Origin of the sequence: Pseudarthrobacter phenanthrenivorans (assembly GCF_000813845.1) — a bacterium.
Taxonomy (GTDB): domain Bacteria; phylum Actinomycetota; class Actinomycetes; order Actinomycetales; family Micrococcaceae; genus Arthrobacter; species Arthrobacter phenanthrenivorans_B.
Genome location: NZ_JWTB01000007.1, coordinates 104388 through 120158 on the forward strand (window position 1 = coordinate 104388; position 15771 = coordinate 120158).

Below are 15771 nucleotides of genomic sequence, written 5' to 3' on the forward strand. Positions count from 1 at the left end.
CGCCCACAAGCGTCGGCGGTCAGGCATTTGTGTAGGCGCCGTCAAAGCGAGGAACGAGCAGGCGCCGGCAAATGCAACGGCCGACGGCGCAAAGCCAACCAACCTAGAGGCCCAGTTCCGCCGGCAGCTCGGTCTCTTGGCCCAGGACGTTCCGTGCCAGGAACCACTCCACCACCTGGTACCAGACCCTGGAGTGCTGGGGCTGGAGCACCCAGTGGTTTTCATCCGGGAAGTACAGGAACCGGTGCGGCGTTTGTCCGTCCTGGTCCGCGGCGAGCCGGGACTTGGACAGCAGCTCGTACCAGAGCCGCAGCCCCTCCCCGATGGGCACCCGGTAGTCCTTGTCGCCATGGATCACCAGCATGGGGGTGCCGATCTTCTCCGCGTGCAGGTGCGGGGAGTTCTCGAGCGCCATATCCTCGGTCATTTCCTTGAGCCAATACTGGGAGGCGTCCGTGGTGGGCCCGAACTGGTCGAGCGCCCAGAGGCTGGCGTGGGTCACGATGGCCTTGAACCGGTCCGTGTTGCCCGCCACCCAGTTGGCCATGTAGCCGCCAAAGGAGCCGCCCATTGCAGCCGTCCGGGTTTCGTCGATGTCCGTCCGTTCCACGGCGGCGTCGGTGACAGCCATGAGGTCCGTGAACGGCGCCTTCCCCCAGGAGCCCCAGCCGCGCTGGATGTACGACTGTCCGTAGCCGGTGGACAGGGCGGGGTCCGGCAACAGCACCGCGTAGCCCTGGGCCGTCAGCAGCCAGGGGTTCCAGCGCCAGGTCCAGGCGTTCCAGGATCCCAGCGGGCCGCCGTGGATCCAGAGGAGAAGCGGCGCGGGCTTCCCGTCCGACGCGTCCCCGGGCAGGGCGAGGTAGGCAGGCACCCGGGATCCGTCCGCGGCGGTGGCGGCGATGCGCTCGAGCCGGCCGGGGCGGGCGGGGCGTTCGGCGGGGGCGGGCAGCCGGGTGGTTTCCCCGGTGGCCAGGTCGATCCGCACCGCTTCGGCAGGGAATTCGTAGGAGCTGCGCAAGGCATAGGCGCTGCGTCCGTCGGGAGCAATGACGACGTCGGAGTAGGCTGCGGCGTCCTGCGTCACCCTGGTGACGCCCACTTCAGCGGCAGCCGCCGGGACGCTGACCCGGAAAACCGGCGACGCGCCGTCGTCGTCCGCCGTGACCAGGAGGGCCGAGCCGTCCGGCAGCCAGGCGGCGGGTTTGGGCCAGCGGTCCCAGTCGTGGGCCAGGGGCTGCAGGTCCCCGGCGTCGCCGCCGTCACGGCTGGCCCCGCCGGACACGTCCAGCAGGTGCATCCTGATTTCGGGAGCCTGCAACGGGGTGGAATCACTCTCGCTGACCACAGCCAGCGTCCTGCCATCAGGGCTGACGGGACCCGGGAAGAAACTCACGCCTTCCTGGTCCAGCAGCACCTTGAGACTGCCGGAGGCAACGTCCACCGCCACCAGGATGGAACGGCTGTCCGCTTTGGCCAGGGGTTTGGTGCAGCTGCTGTAAATGGTCTTCCCGTCCGGGCTGACCACCGTTTCCGCCTCCCGCAGCCTCGGCCCCACCTCCGGGGTCAGGTTGCGCAGGACCAGGGGCGCCGTGGCGTCCACCGTTGCTGGCTTGCCGGCTTCCTGGTCTGCGCCTGGTTCCACGGCGAAGATCCGCGGCTGGCCGGGGCCGAGGTCGGCGTCCCAGTAGCGGACCGGATATTCGCTGTGCAGGATGGCCGAGACCTTCTTGTCCTTGCGGGATTTGCGCCGCGCGGCGTCGTCCTCCTCGTCTGCCGAGCCTGCCAGGACGTCGGCCGTGACGAACGCAGCATCGGCGTTCCTGGCCGCCATCACCCTGCTGACGCCGCCTGGCCGGCTGAGGACCACGCGCGCTTCACCGCCGTCTGCCGGCAGCAGCCACAAGGCATTGACCGGCTCCTCGTCCGGGCTTTCGGGGTCGGGACGGGCGGAGGTGAAGTACACATCCCCGTTGGCGGCGAAAACCGCCCCGGCCTCGCCCTTGGCGCTGCGCGTGATGCGGCGTGCGTGCTTCTGCCCGGCCGGGTCCAGTTCCCACAGGGCTGAGGCATACTCGGTGCCCTTGCCGTTCAGGGTGCTGACCGTGGTGACCAGCCGTGAGCCGTCGGGGCTCAGCGCCAGGCCGCTTACCCTCGGAATGGAGAGGTAGTGGTCGAGGTCGTGGAAAGGGGTCTGTGGTTGCTCGTCCGGGATCGCCGGATTTTGATTAGCCATGCTCCCGATTCAACACGTTTTTGTGCCACCCGTCACAAACCTTCAGAAGCCGACACGCTAGTTGGTTGGCTGGGGCTGGGCCGGGGCGCGCCACCACCGGCGCCATTTGCCGCTTGCTGCTCGTTCCTCGCTTTGACGCAAGCTACACAAATGACCCCGGCGCCTGCGCTTCGCCTAACGCCCACCAACGAACGAGGTGGCGGGCATCAGGGATTTATGTAGGCGCCGTCAAAGCGACGGAGGAGCAGGCGCCGGGAAATCTCTGATGGCCGTCACCGGACTCAACCACGGACGGCGGGTTAACCAGGGAAAGCCCCGCCGCTCCTTTTGGAGTGGCGGGGCTTTCGCTGTGGTGCTTAGACGCTCGGGGCGATCTCCGGGATGCGCGGCTTGGCGTTGCCGGCGAAGGTGAACTTCGCGTCGTCGCCTTCGCCTTCGACATCCACCACGACGATGTCGCCGGTGTGGATCTCGCCGAACAGGATCTTCTCGGAGAGCTGGTCCTCGATCTCGCGCTGGATGGTGCGGCGCAGCGGCCGGGCACCCATGGCGGGATCGTAGCCGCGGGTGGCCAGGAGCACCTTGGCGGCCTTGGTGAGCTCGATGCCCATGTCCTTGTCCTTGAGGCGCTTCTCCAGGCGGGTCACGAACAGGTCCACGATCTCGATGATCTCGTCCTGGGTGAGCTGCGGGAACACCACGACGTCGTCAACACGGTTCAGGAACTCGGGGCGGAAGTGCTGCTTGAGCTCCTCGGTGACACGGGCACGCATGCGGTTGTAGCCGGTCTGCGTGTCGGTGCCGGACTGGAAACCGGTGGCAACGCTCTTGGAGATGTCCCGGGTACCCAGGTTGGTGGTCATGATGATCACGGTGTTCTTGAAGTCCACCACGCGGCCCTGGGAGTCGGTCAGGCGGCCGTCTTCCAGGATCTGCAGCAGCGAGTTGAAGAGGTCCGCGTGGGCCTTTTCCACTTCGTCGAACAGGACCACGGAGAACGGACGACGGCGGACCTTCTCGGTCAGCTGGCCGCCCTCTTCGTAGCCGACGTAGCCCGGAGGGGCACCGAAGAGCCGCGAGACGGTGTGCTTCTCGGAGTACTCGGACATGTCCAGCGTGATAAGGGCGTCCTCTTCACCGAACAGGAACTCGGCGAGGGCCTTGGCGAGCTCGGTCTTGCCGACGCCGGTGGGGCCGGCGAAGATGAACGAGCCACCGGGGCGCTTGGGGTCCTTGAGCCCTGCACGGGTGCGGCGGATGGCCTGGGACAGTGCCTTGATGGCCTCGTCCTGGCCCACCACGCGCTTGTGCAGTTCCTCTTCCATCTTCAGCAGGCGCGAGGACTCTTCCTCGGTCAGCTTGAAGACCGGGATACCGGTGGAGTTGGCCAGCACCTCGGCGATGAGGTCCTCATCCACCTCGGAGATGTCGTCCATGCCGCCGGACTTCCAGTGGCGTTCCTTCTCGGCCCGCTCGGAGATCAGCTTCTGCTCCTTGTCGCGGAGCGAGGCTGCACCCTCGAAGTCCTGGGCGTCGATGGCGGATTCCTTCTCCATCTTCAGCTTGGCGATGCGCTCGTCCATGGCCTTGAGCTCCGGCGGAGCCGTCATGCGGCGGATGCGCAGCCGGGCGCCGGCTTCGTCGATCAGGTCGATGGCCTTGTCCGGCAGGAAGCGGTCCGAGATGTAGCGCTCGGCCAGGCTGGCGGCGGAGGCCAGGGCACCATCGGTGATGGTGACGCGGTGGTGTGCCTCGTACCGGTCGCGCAGGCCCTTGAGGATCTCGATGGCGTGCGCCACGGAGGGTTCCTTGACCTGGATCGGCTGGAAGCGGCGCTCCAGCGCGGCGTCCTTCTCGATGTGCTTGCGGTACTCATCGAGCGTGGTGGCACCGATGGTCTGCAGCTCGCCGCGGGCCAGCATGGGCTTCAGGATCGAGGCTGCGTCGATGGCGCCCTCGGCGGCACCGGCACCCACCAGGGTGTGGATCTCGTCGATGAACAGGATGATGTCGCCGCGGGTGCGGATCTCCTTGAGGACCTTCTTCAGGCGCTCTTCGAAGTCACCGCGGTAGCGGGAACCTGCCACCAGGGAACCGAGGTCCAGGGTGTACAGCTGCTTGTCGCGGATGGTCTCCGGAACGTCGCCGCGGACGATCGCCTGGGCCAGGCCTTCGACGACGGCCGTCTTGCCGACACCGGGCTCGCCGATAAGGACCGGGTTGTTCTTGGTGCGGCGGGAAAGGACCTGCATGACGCGTTCCATTTCCTGCTCGCGGCCGATGACCGGGTCCAGCTTGTTCTCGCGCGCAGCCTGGGTCAGGTTGCGGCCGAACTGGTCCAGGACCACGGAACCGGCGGGGGCGCCTTCGGGCTGTCCGCCGCCGACGCCTGCGCCGGTAGTTTCCTTGCCCTGGTAGCCCGAGAGGAGCTGGATGACCTGCTGGCGGACCCGGTTGAGGTCGGCGCCGAGCTTGACCAGGACCTGGGCGGCAACGCCCTCACCTTCGCGGATCAGGCCGAGCAGGATGTGCTCCGTGCCGATGTAGTTGTGGCCCAGCTGCAGGGCTTCGCGCAGCGAGAGCTCCAGCACCTTCTTGGCGCGGGGGGTAAAGGGGATGTGGCCGGAGGGAGCCTGCTGGCCCTGTCCGATGATCTCCTGCACCTGCTCGCGAACGCCGTCGAGCGAAATGCTCAAGGACTCAAGAGCTTTGGCGGCAACGCCCTCACCCTCATGGATCAGACCCAAGAGGATGTGTTCGGTACCGATGTAATTGTGGTTCAGCATGCGTGCCTCTTCTTGGGCAAGCACAACTACGCGACGGGCACGGTCCGTAAATCGCTCAAACATTTCGCCACACTCCTAGCTACGACGTACTTTGATGCTACGTGCCAGCTCCGGAGTTGTGGAGCGTGTTCGCCACAGGGGAAACCGGGGCGCTTGCGGGAATAACCGGCGGGCGGAGCCGGGGACGGGTCCGTGCTGCGGATCAGCCGCTGAATCCGGGACTGCACCTTCGGGTGCTGGCGCATTTCCGGGCTGCCTGGAGAAGCCATTACCGCCGCGGCTGCTGGCGGCCGGGAAACCCGAAAAAAGCCATTTTGATGCGTCCAGCCCGCCTGCGCGGCTCTCCTTATTGCGGAATAGAGAAACCCCGCCCCGCCTGGCGGCGGTAAGCGGGGTTTCGGTGGAGCTTAAGCCGGCCCTAGGAATTTGCCTTTTGGTAGGCTTCCTGGATTTCGGCCTGAATTCGGCCGCGGCTGTTAACGGTGTAGCCGTTATCCCGGGCCCATTGCCGGATTTGCGCCGAATCATGGCCTCGGCCGGCGGCCGGTGCCTTTGCCCGCTGCGGGCGCCCGCCGGACGCCTTGCGTGCAGCGGTAATGAACCTCTCCAATGAAGACCGGAGTTCAGCGGCATTGGCTGCGGACAGGTCAATCTCGTAGTTGACCCCATCGAGGCCGAACTTCACATTCTCGTCTGCGGATCCCCCATCCAAATCATCAACGAGGATGATGTTTACTTTCTGTGCCATTAAGGTCTTCCTCTTGCTGGAAAGTCGGTTTTTCAGAAAAGCAGGATGTTTCCCAAAAAAAGTATGACTCTTATCTTGGCAACGCGTCAAAGCGCCTAATGGTTCCTTGGGGATAAAGGCGGAAAGTAGGGGGTTTTATCTATTTGGATTCCGGGCCCGGGCCGTCCGTGGGCTGCACGGGCTGGGAATCGGCTTCGGCCTGGGCACGGGCCTCCGCCTGCCGCTCCGCCTTGTCCGCATTGAAGATTGCCTTCATGGCAAACCAGAAGAGCAGGCCCACCACCAGGGAGGGCAGGAGAACTGCGACGTATTCCATGGTCAGTGCCCTTCGGGCTTCAGCAGGGGGAACAGGATGGTTTCGCGGATGCCGGCCCCGGTGAAGAGCATCACCAGCCGGTCGATGCCAAGGCCGATGCCACCCATGGGGGGAGCCCCGTATTCCAGGGCGCGCAGGAAGTCCTCGTCCAGCTGCATGGCCTCGACGTCGCCTGCGGCCGCATGCAGGGACTGCTCGGTGAGCCGCTCGCGCTGGATGACGGGGTCGATCAGCTCGGAGAAGGCGGTACCTCGCTCCATGCCGCCGATGATCAGGTCCCAGGCCTCAATCAACCGGCCGTCCTCGCGGTGCGGCCGGGCCAGTGGCTGCGCGGACGGCGGGTAGTCGTAGACGAAGGTGGGATTCAGCAGGGTGGGCTCCACGATCTCACCGAAGAGCTCCACCACCAGCTTCTCGGCGTCCCACTTGGGGTCCACCTTGACGTCGTGCTTTTCGGCGATCCCGCGCAGCACCTCAACGGACGTATCCGGCGTGATCTCCTGCCCAACGGCGTCGGAAAGTCCGGGGTACACCGGCAGCCAGGCCCACTCGCCGTCGAGGTTGATCTCCCCTGCTTCGGTCTGCAGGACACGGCCGGCACCCACGGCGTCCGCGGCGTCAAGGATGATCTCCTTGATCCGTTCGGCCATGACGAATTGGTCGGCCCAGGCCTCGTAGCACTCAAGGGTGGTGAATTCGGGGCTGTGGGTGGAGTCCACGCCTTCGTTGCGGAACACGCGGCCCATGTCGTACACGCGGTCGATGCCGCCCACGACTGCCCGCTTGAGGTACAGCTCGGTGGCGATGCGCAGGGTCATCTTCTGGTCGAATGCGTTCATGTGGGTCTCGAACGGGCGGGCCAGGGCGCCGCCGTGGACCAGGTTCAGGATGGGCGTTTCCACCTCGACGTAGCGGTGGCGGAACAGCGTTTCGCGGATGGAACGGGTGATGGCCGCGCGGGTGTAGACCATCTCGCGTGCCTCGTCGCGGACCATCAGGTCAACGTAGCGCTGGCGGACGCGGGTTTCCTCGTTCAGGTCCGCGTGCAGGACGGGCAGCGGGCGGAGGGCCTTGGAGGCCATGGACCAGGAATCCGCCATGATGGACAGCTCGCCGCGGCGGGAGGAGATGACCTCGCCCTTGATGAAGACGTGGTCGCCGAGGTCAACCAAGGCCTTCCAGTCGGCGAGCGCTTCCTCGCCCACGTTGGCCAGGCTGAGCATGGCCTGCAGGCGGGTGGCCTTGCCGTCGGTGCCGCCTTCCTGCAGGGTGGCGAAGCAGAGCTTGCCGGTGTTGCGGATGAAGACAACCCGCCCGGTGACGCCCACGATGTCGCCGGTGGTATCGTCCGCTTCGAGGTGCGCGTACTTTTCCCGGATCTCGGCGAGGGAGTGCGTGCGCTCCACACCCACGGGGTACGCCTCGGCGCCGCGCTCAAGAAGTTTGGCGCGCTTTTCCATGCGGATGCGCATCTGCTCGCTGGCGTCGACGGGCTCTGGGGCGTTCTTGGGCGCGGGGGTGTTTTGGGAAGTCACAATCATCAAGTTTACCGGGCATTGGGTAGCCGGGTTCCCAGTTGCCGTGCAGGTGTGCGCCCTAGGATGGGCGGGTGAAAGAACGCGTACTTCCAACGCACGACGGCGGCAGGCTGGCTTTGTACAGCTACGGCACCGATGATGCCCCGGGCGAAAAGCGGGTGCTGGTGATCGGCGGGGCGTTCCTCACGGCGCTGATCTACCGCCCGTTCTCGATTGAGCTGGCCAAGGGCCTGGGTGACGGCTGGGCGGTGGACGTCTACGACCGCCGGGGCCGCGGCAACTCGTCAGAACAGCCGGCGGACTATTCCATGGCCACGGAAATCCAGGATGTCCGGACGGTCCTCACCGCCACCGGTGCCCGGAACATCCTGGGCCACAGCCTGGGCGGGGCGGTGGCCCTGAACGCCGTCCAGGAGTTCACCGGGACCTCGTTCGTCCCGGACAGGCTGGCCGTGTACGACGCGGCGGTGAACAGCGACGGCAGCATCGACACCGCGTGGCTTGACGGGTTCGAGGACGCCGTCAACAACGGCAGGGTGGGCCACGCCCTGGCGCACATGAAGAAGGCCACCAAGCCCGGTTCGGCGATGGCCAGGATCCCGGAGCCGGTGCTGGCCGGCCTGATGGCCGTGTTGTCCCGCACGAAGGTCAACAGGATGTTCCAGCAGGTCATGCCCAGTGGAGTGGGCGAACTGCGGGCCGCCTACGACGAAAAGGACCACGCCCGGGACTTCAGCGTGCTCCCCGCGGGCACGCATTTCATGGCCGGCGGAAAGAGCCCCCGCTACTACAAGGTGACGGCGGAGCGGCTGCATGCGGCGGTGCCGGGCCGCACCTACCAGCTGTCCCCCAAGTGTTTCCACGGTTCCATTCCGGCCGCCGTGAAGGAACTGGTGACGGACATCGCGGCCTACTTCACAGCCGGCTCTGAACGTCCGGACGGGGAGCCCCGCCCGGACGCCACTGGCGCTATCCGCGTTCCCCGCGGCTGAAGCCGGCCAGCGCCGCTTCCCCGAGGTCGCGCCACACCGTCCGCGGCTTCGGGGCCACGCTCCGGTCCGCCAGCCAGTCGCCCCAGGCGGTGATGTCCTCGCCGGAGGAGGCAGCCACGGCGTCGCAGGCGAATCCAACGGCGGTGGAACCGTCCGAAAGCGTCACGGATCCCAGCAGCATGGGCTCGGGAAGGGCCGCCAGGAACGTCCCAAGGGCCGTCGGGGACAGCAGCCACCGCTCCCCCGCGAGCTCGGCGCCGTCGTCGGACCGGTAGACGCCCGGCTTGGGCGGCACCGTGGCCAGCGACACCATCCGGTAGCGTGCGGCGGTCCGGACGGGCCCGTCCCAGTACGCCCCCAGTTCCTCCAGCTGCGGTGCCAATGGCTGCCCCCTGCGGTGCGCTCCCACCACCACCAGCGGGACGGCGGCGGCGCCGGCGGCCACCGGCCAGGGAACGGACGACGGCGGCTGGCTGGCTGCCGCCTGCAGGGGAACCGAAGCGCCGGCAGCAAAGAGCGCCGGGGCGGCGGGGGTGGCTTCGATGCGGCGGGCGATGTCTGCGGCCACGGCGTCGTCGAAGGTCCGTCCCACTACCGTCAGCCCGAACTGGGCACCCTCCACCTCGCCGGCAGGAACCGCCACGGCGCAGAGATCAAAGAGGTTGCAGAAGTTGGTGTACGTGCCCATCCGGGAGTTCACGCCCACCGGGTCCGCGGCCACGTCGGCCAGCGTGGGGTGGAACGGCGCGGTGGGGATCAGCAGGCCGTCGAAGCCCTCCAGCCGGGCCATCGCCTTCGCCTTGAGTGCTTCCAGCTTGGCGGTATCGGCAACGTACCGGTGCGCGGGAACGGTGCCGGCCGCCCTGATGATGCCCTCCACCGTGGGGTCGATGCCCGCGTCCCCTGCCCCGCCGCCGTCGAACGTTTCCAGGAAGCTGCCCACGGCGGCATGCCGTTCTGCCACCAGCCCGCCGTCGTAAAGGAGCCGGGCGGCCTCGAGGAAGTCGTCGAATTCGATGGGGGCTGTTTCCACACCGGAGGCTGTGAGACGGCCTACGTGCCGCCCAAACTCGGCAGCCCAGGCCGGCGGAAGGGCCGGGAGGGTGGCCGGATACGCGACCCGGGGCCGTGATGGTGCAGCCAGCCGGACGTCCGTGGGCCAGTCGCGGGAGTTGCCGGCCATGACGCCCATGGCCAGCTCGGCGGTGGACAGGTCCCGGGCAAAGATGGTGACGGCATCCCAGGACCGGCAGGCGGGCACCACACCGGCAGTGGAGACGGCGCCCAGGGTGGCCTTGATCCCAACAATGCCCTGGAGCCCGGCCGGCACCCGGCCGGAGCCGGCGGTGTCCGTGCCGATGGCGATGTCCACGAGCCCCAGCGCGACGGCCACGGCGGAGCCGGAGCTGGACCCGCCGGAGATGTACTCCGGCCGGCGCGAGTCGCGGACGGCACCGTAGGGGCTGCGGGTCCCCACCAGGCCCGTGGCGAACTGGTCAAGGTTGGTGGCCCCCAGGACCAGGGCGCCGGCGGCACAGAGCCGGGCCACCGCTTCGGCGTCCTTTTCCGGGAGGTAGCCGAATCCGGGGCAGGCGGCCGTCGTCGGGATGCCGGCCACGTCCACGTTGTTCTTGACGGCGAGCAGCAGGCCGGCCAGCGGGAGCTGCGCCCCGCCGGCCACAGCGGTATCTATGGACGCCGCTTCGGCCAGCAGGTCCTCCCCGCTGCGGAGGGTAATCCAGATTTCGGGCCGGTCCACTGCCTTGAGCGCTGCGAGCGCTGCCTTCACGCGGCGGGTGGCGTTGGCGGTGACTGGCGTGCTCATACGGCTGCCTCTTCCAGTTCCAGTTCTTCCAGTCCTGCCGGTTCGGGGGCGCCTGCCGGTTCGGGGGCGCCTGCCGGTTCGGGGGCGCCAAGGACCACCACTGCCTCGCCGGCCACCACCTGGCCGCCGGCCGCCGGCAGGACCCGCAACACCACGCCGTCGCACGGCGCCTCGAGCACGGTTTCCATCTTCATGGCCTCCAGCGATACCAGCGGCTGGCCCTTGGCCACCCGGTCGCCTTCCGCCACGTCGACCTTCCAGACGCTGGCGGCGAAGGGTGCTGCGACGAGGGAGCCGTTCGCCGGGACCTCAACGTCGTCCACCACGGGCGTGACGACGGCGGCGAGGGCCTCGGCGCGGTCGAACTCGCCGGCGTCGGCCCAGGCCTGCCGTTCCACGGCGAAGGCCGCGCCCTGCTTGTCCCTGAATGCGTCGATGGAAACGCGGTTCTCGGCCAGGAACTGTTCGTGCCCGGCCAGGGAGAAGGTGCCGTCCTCGATCTCCACCCCGCGGCCGCGGCCGGCGGCCATATCGGCGCGCAGGTCCAGCAGTTCCTCGGGGCTGACGGGGTACCAGGAGATCCGGTCGAAGAAGCGGAGCAGCCACGGCGACCCGGGTTCGAACGGGGCGGAGTCGGCGTACCGCGACCACACCTGGGTGGTGCGGCCCACGAACTGGTAGCCGCCCGGACCTTCCATGCCGTAGATGCACATGTAGGCGCCGCCGATGCCCACGGCGTTCTCCGGCGTCCAGGTGCGGGCAGGGTTGTACTTGGTGGTGACCAGCCGGTGCCGCGGGTCCAGCGGGGTGGCCACCGGCGCTCCGAGGTAGACGTCGCCGAGTCCCAGGACCAGGTACTCGGCGTTGAAGACGGTGTCGAAAACGTCGTTGACCGAGTCCAGGCCGTTGATGCGTCGGATGAACTCGATGTTCCAGGGGCACCAGGGGGCGTCGTCGCGGACGCCTGCCATGTAGCGTTCGATCGCTTCCCGGGTTGCTGGATCGTCCCAGGACAGCGGCAGCCGGACCGTGCGGCTGGGCACCACCAGTTCCGAGCTGGCGGGCAGGGCTGCCTCGACCTCCTGGACCAGGTCCAGCAGCCGGGCGGTGGACAGGACCGACGGGTCCACCTTGATCTGCAGCGACCGAATGCCGGGAGTGAGGTCCACGATGCCAGGCACCCGGAGCTGTTCAATGTGCTGGTGCAGGGCGTGGACCCGGGCGCGCAGCCCGAGGTCCAGCACCATCTCGCCGTATTCCACCAGCAGGTTGTCATCGCCGGAGCGGCGGTAGGTGACTGCGGGCCGGCCGGAACCTTCCGGCACCCGGCCCAGCACGCCGTCGTCGCCGTCCCCGCGGACGGGGCGGGGGGCCGTGCGGCCTACGGCCTGAGCTGCCGTGGACGGGTCCGCTGACCACAATGCATCCCCCGGGAGGACCAGCTGCCGGCCGGGTCCCAGGTCCCTGGCCGACGGCGCCCGGCTGGCTTTGATGGGCACGAACCGGACCTTGTCGCCCGGCCGCAGTTGGCCCAGCTTCCAGCGCTCGGCCGTCACCACGGTGACGGGGCAGACGAAGCCGCCCAGGCTGGGGCCGTCCGGGCCCAGCAGGATGGGGGTGTCACCGGTGAAGTCCAGGGCGCCGACGGAGTAGGCGGTGTCGTGGATGTTGGACGGGTGCAGGCCTGCCTCGCCGCCGTCGGTGCGGGCCCAGCGGGGCTTGGGGCCGATGAGGCGGACGCCGGTGCGCGCGGAGTTGAAGTGCACCTCATACTCAGTGCCGTACAGCTCCTCGATGTCTTCGCGCTGGAAGAACTCGGGGGCGCCGTGCGGGCCTTCGGCCACTGCCAGTTCCCAGGTTGTGGTGAGGGCGGGACGGCTGTCGAGCGGGACGACTGCGGTTGGGGCCGGGTCCTCCGCGGACTTCACCGCGCGCAGCACGTCGCCTGCCCGGAGGACCCGTCCGGCGTGGCCGCCGAACTGGCCCAGGGTGAAGGTGGAGGCGCTGCCCAGGTACTCGGGGATGTCGAGGCCGCCCTGGAACAGGATGTAGCCGCGCAGGCCCTGGCCGGCGGCCGTGCCGACGTCGAGCGTTCCGCCGGCCGGGACGGTGACGGGTGTCCAGGCAGGCACCTCCGCGCCGTCGACCGTTACCGTTGCCTCGGCACCGGTGACGCAGATGGTGGTGGCGTGGGTGAAGGTCAGGCTGGGGCCGGTCATGGTGAATTCCAGGCCGGGGGCGCCTTCCGGGTTGCCCAGGGCAGTGTTGCCGAGCCGGAAGGAGAGGTCGTCCATCGGGCCGCTGGGCGGAACACCGATCTGCCAGAGACCGGTCCGTCCCGGCCAGTCCTGCACGCTGGTCTGCAGGCCGGGGCGGGTGACGGTGATGCGCGGCTCCGGGTCCCCAACACCGTCAAGGGTGCTGGTGGAGTGCCCCACGCTGCGGACCACGTCCATGCCGCTGACCGCCCGGAGCATTCCCAGGTTGGTCTCGATGCCGTCGATCCGGGTGTTCTCCAGGGCGGCGGCGAGCCGGTCGAAGGCCTCGGCGCGGTTGGCGCCGGAGGTAATGATTTTGCCCAGGAGGGGATCGTAGTTGGTGGAAACGTCGGTGCCGGTCTCCACCCAGGCATCAACGCGTGCTTCGGCCGGGCCGGGATAGGCGGCGTTGGTGACGGTCCCGGCGCTGGGCTGGAAGCTGCGGGCCGGGTCCTCGGCGTAGACGCGGGCTTCCACGGCGTGGCCGGATACCGGCAGCGCGTCCGGAACATCGGCCAGGACAGCCTGGGCTTCGGCTCCGCCCTGGGCCAGGCGGAGCATCCATGCCACCAGGTCCACGCCCGTGACGGATTCGGTGACGGGGTGTTCCACCTGGAGGCGGGCATTGACTTCCAGGAAGGAGGCTTCCCGGCGGGCGGAGTCGTAGACGAACTCCACGGTGCCGGCGGAGCGGTAGTTAAGGGAGGCGCAGAGGGCGCGGGAGCTGCGGTGCAGTTCCTGGCGCAGGTCGTCGGGCAGGTCCGGGGCCGGAGCTTCCTCCAGGACCTTCTGGTGGCGGCGCTGCAGCGAGCAGTCCCGGTCACCCAGGCTGACAACGCGGCCTTCGCCGTCGCCGAACACCTGGACCTCAACGTGCCGGGCGTTTTCGACATACCGTTCGGCGAAGACGCCGGCCGTTCCGAAGCTGGCGCCCGCCAGGCGGGCCACGCGGGGGAAGCTCTCCACCAGTTCCGCTTCCGACCGGCAGACCGTCATGCCGATCCCGCCCCCACCGCCGGTGGCCTTGAGCATCAGCGGGAAACCGATCGTCGCGGCGGCCGCCACCGCGGCGTCCACATCCTCCAGCAGCCCGGAACCGGCGATCATCGGCACCCCGGCCGCCCGGGCGGCGTCGCGCGCTGTGTGCTTGGTGCCGAAGATGCGCAGCTGCTCGGGGGTGGGGCCCACGAACACCAGGCCTGCGGCTTCCACCGCTTCGGCGAAGGCGGCGTCCTCCGACAGGAAGCCGTAGCCGGGGTGGATGGCGCCGGCGCCGGTTGCCTTCGCGGCGTCCAGGATCGCGTCCACCCGGAGGTAGGACTCCTTCGCGGGGGCAGGGCCCAGGAGCACGGCTTCGTCGGCGAGCCGGACGTGCTTGGCGCCGCGGTCCGCCTCGGAGAAAACGGCAACCGTGCGCAGTCCCAGCTTCTTGGCGGATTCGATGATGCGGCAGGCGATTTCGCCGCGGTTGGCGACCAGCAGGGTGTCAAAGTTGTTCACTTGGCTGCCTCCGGCCGGGTGACGATCATGCGGACTGGGGTGGGGTTGAAGCCGTTGCACGGGTTGTTGACCTGCGGGCAGTTGGAGACGAGCACCAGGGTGTCCACCTCGGCCCTCAGGGCCACGCGCTTGCCGGGGGCGGACAGGCCGTCGACGATGCCCAGGGCGCCGTCCGGGTCCACGGGAACGTTCATGAACCAGTTGATGTTGGAGACAAGGTCCCGCTTGCCCAGGCCCCACCGCGAGCCCTCGATCAGGAAGTTCTCCACGCAGGCGTGCTGCTCGCGGGTGTGCTGGCCGTAGCGCAGGGTGTTGGATTCCTGGGAGCACGCGCCGCCGATGGTGTCATGCACGCCCACTTCGTCCGCGACCACGGTCATCAGGGCGGCGCCGGTGTCTGCCCGCAGGACAGAGCCGGTGGTGAGGACGATCGACTGCTGCGCGGCGATCGTGGTGGCGGCGGAGTAGCGGATGGTGGTGTCGGCCGCGGCGTAGAGCAGGCAGTCCACGGCCTGGTTGCCTTCCAGGTCCACGATGGTCAGCACGTCCCCGGCAGCCACCACGGCGGACCAGGGGCCGCGGGCCTCGACGAATTCGTCCAGGACCACCGCGCCGTGGGCGAGGGCGGTCCGGGCGGCGTCCGGGCGGGTGTCAATGGCGGTGTTCATCGGGCGTTCCTTGCGGTGAGGTCGTGTTCGGTGTTGCGGAGTGCCTGCAGGTGTTCCGGCGTGAGTGGGCCTGCCAGGTTGCCTGCCGCCAGCGCATCCAGGTCCTGCGGGGCGTGCCAGGCGAGGATGTCGACGGCGGTCCCCGTGAAGTCCGGCCGCGGGTCCAGCGGGTGGGCGGTGTTGGCCAGGACCAGCACGGCGTCCATCTGGAGGAGGAGTTCGACGGCGGCGCCCGGCCCGGCGCTGCCGGTGAAGGTGATGCTGCCGGCCGGGTCCACGGTGACGCCCTTGAAGAAGGACAGCGAGGGGGCGACATCACGGGGGCCGAGGCCGTTCTTGAGGGCGCCGAGGGTGAGCAGTTCGCGCGCCGCCGGGGATGCGCTGTGCGCTGTTCCGGCGCCGTACTTCGCGGTGTTGCCGGCGAGGGTGGTGGCCCCGGTGAGGGCGTCATGCCGGTTGGACGTGTCCGCGACGATGGTGGCTATCAGCCGGCCGGCGTCCGAGAGCAGCGGGTGGCCGGCACCCGGATAGGCCTGCCACGGGACCTTGACCGTGTCGGCGCCGTTGAGGCGTTCGTGCAGATTGCCGGCACGGTACAGGAGGGTGTGCACGCAGGCGTCCCCGGCGGTGTCGGTGAGCCGGATACGTGTGCCGCGGGCCAGGGGCAGGCTGGTGTAGCGGCCAAAGGCGAGGGACTCCGCCCAAGTGGGGGACGCGCCGTCGGGCATCCCGGCCAGGAGGCGGGCGGGCGCCGAAGCTGCCGGCACGAAGCGCATGGTCTCCGCGGTCCTGCCGTGCTGTTCCCGGGCGTGGGCCCGGGCGCCGGCCGTGGTGGCGGTCCCGGTGACAGCGGTTTCGATGGTCTGTGTCATGTCAGTCCTGTAGGTCGTGGAAGGTTTTTGCT

At 68.6% G+C, this 15771-nt stretch carries 10 protein-coding genes; 1 reads left to right on the top strand and 9 read right to left on the bottom strand.

The features are described 5' to 3' along the window. Positions 1-103: 103 nt before the first annotated feature. The 5 genes from RM50_RS03575 to lysS all read right to left on the bottom strand — a co-directional run bounded on the left by RM50_RS03575 (position 104) and on the right by lysS (position 7627). A complete protein-coding gene (locus tag RM50_RS03575; protein ID WP_043450042.1) occupies positions 104-2236 on the bottom strand; it encodes a S9 family peptidase in 2133 nt (710 codons plus the stop codon). Positions 2237-2592: 356 nt separating this feature from the next. Then, a complete protein-coding gene (locus RM50_RS03580; RefSeq protein WP_043450045.1) occupies positions 2593-5085 on the bottom strand; it encodes an ATP-dependent Clp protease ATP-binding subunit in 2493 nt (830 codons plus the stop codon). Positions 5086-5440: 355 nt separating this feature from the next. After that, positions 5441-5770 carry a histone-like nucleoid-structuring protein Lsr2 gene (locus RM50_RS03585; protein WP_043450048.1) on the bottom strand — a complete coding sequence of 110 codons (330 nt, stop codon included), beginning with the start codon at positions 5768-5770 and terminating at the stop codon, positions 5441-5443. Between the two features lie 139 nt (positions 5771-5909). After that, the gene (locus tag RM50_RS20830; protein WP_167562152.1) at positions 5910-6086 is read right to left on the bottom strand and encodes a hypothetical protein; all 177 of its coding nucleotides are present in this window, start codon (positions 6084-6086) and stop codon (positions 5910-5912) included. Between the two features lie 2 nt (positions 6087-6088). Then, complete coding sequence (gene lysS / locus RM50_RS03590) at positions 6089-7627, bottom strand: lysine--tRNA ligase (RefSeq protein WP_043450051.1); 1539 nt, start codon at positions 7625-7627, stop codon at positions 6089-6091. A 68-nt stretch (positions 7628-7695) separates the two neighbouring features. Here lysS and RM50_RS03595 point away from each other — a divergent pair, with 68 nt between their 5' ends. Then, positions 7696-8616 carry an alpha/beta fold hydrolase gene (locus RM50_RS03595; protein ID WP_052259935.1) on the top strand — a complete coding sequence of 307 codons (921 nt, stop codon included), beginning with the start codon at positions 7696-7698 and terminating at the stop codon, positions 8614-8616. Here the strand turns inward: RM50_RS03595 and atzF are convergent. Genes atzF through RM50_RS03615 form a run of 4 tightly spaced genes read right to left on the bottom strand, consistent with a single transcriptional unit; the run spans position 8594 to position 15739 of the window. Next, positions 8594-10441, bottom strand: coding sequence for an allophanate hydrolase (gene atzF, locus RM50_RS03600; RefSeq protein ID WP_043450053.1), 1848 nt, complete (start codon positions 10439-10441; stop codon positions 8594-8596). The two genes, RM50_RS03595 and atzF, sit on opposite strands and share 23 nt — an antisense overlap. Continuing rightward, complete coding sequence (uca, locus tag RM50_RS03605; RefSeq protein WP_052259936.1) at positions 10438-14199, bottom strand: urea carboxylase; 3762 nt, start codon at positions 14197-14199, stop codon at positions 10438-10440. Before uca ends, atzF begins: the two co-directional genes overlap by 4 nt. Continuing rightward, positions 14196-14867 (bottom strand): urea amidolyase associated protein UAAP2, encoded by a 672-nt coding sequence (locus RM50_RS03610; protein ID WP_043450056.1) that lies wholly within the window; start codon positions 14865-14867, stop codon positions 14196-14198. The genes uca and RM50_RS03610 overlap by 4 nt, the downstream gene beginning before the upstream one ends. Next, positions 14864-15739: an urea amidolyase associated protein UAAP1 gene (locus RM50_RS03615; protein ID WP_043450058.1), complete on the bottom strand. Its 876-nt coding sequence runs from the start codon at positions 15737-15739 to the stop codon at positions 14864-14866. The genes RM50_RS03610 and RM50_RS03615 overlap by 4 nt, the downstream gene beginning before the upstream one ends. Positions 15740-15771: the final 32 nt, after the last annotated feature.

What these genes read in the sequence shown, in the direction of transcription:
- RM50_RS03575 (WP_043450042.1), bottom strand. Translation starts at nt 2,236, where the DNA reads ATGGCTAATCAAAATCCGGCGATCCCGGACGAGCAACCACAGACCCCT.
- RM50_RS03580 (WP_043450045.1), bottom strand. Translation starts at nt 5,085, where the DNA reads ATGTTTGAGCGATTTACGGACCGTGCCCGTCGCGTAGTTGTGCTTGCC.
- RM50_RS03585 (WP_043450048.1), bottom strand. Translation starts at nt 5,770, where the DNA reads ATGGCACAGAAAGTAAACATCATCCTCGTTGATGATTTGGATGGGGGA.
- RM50_RS20830 (WP_167562152.1), bottom strand. Translation starts at nt 6,086, where the DNA reads ATGGAATACGTCGCAGTTCTCCTGCCCTCCCTGGTGGTGGGCCTGCTC.
- lysS (WP_043450051.1), bottom strand. Translation starts at nt 7,627, where the DNA reads ATGATTGTGACTTCCCAAAACACCCCCGCGCCCAAGAACGCCCCAGAG.
- atzF (WP_043450053.1), bottom strand. Translation starts at nt 10,441, where the DNA reads ATGAGCACGCCAGTCACCGCCAACGCCACCCGCCGCGTGAAGGCAGCG.
- RM50_RS03610 (WP_043450056.1), bottom strand. Translation starts at nt 14,867, where the DNA reads ATGAACACCGCCATTGACACCCGCCCGGACGCCGCCCGGACCGCCCTC.
- RM50_RS03615 (WP_043450058.1), bottom strand. Translation starts at nt 15,739, where the DNA reads ATGACACAGACCATCGAAACCGCTGTCACCGGGACCGCCACCACGGCC.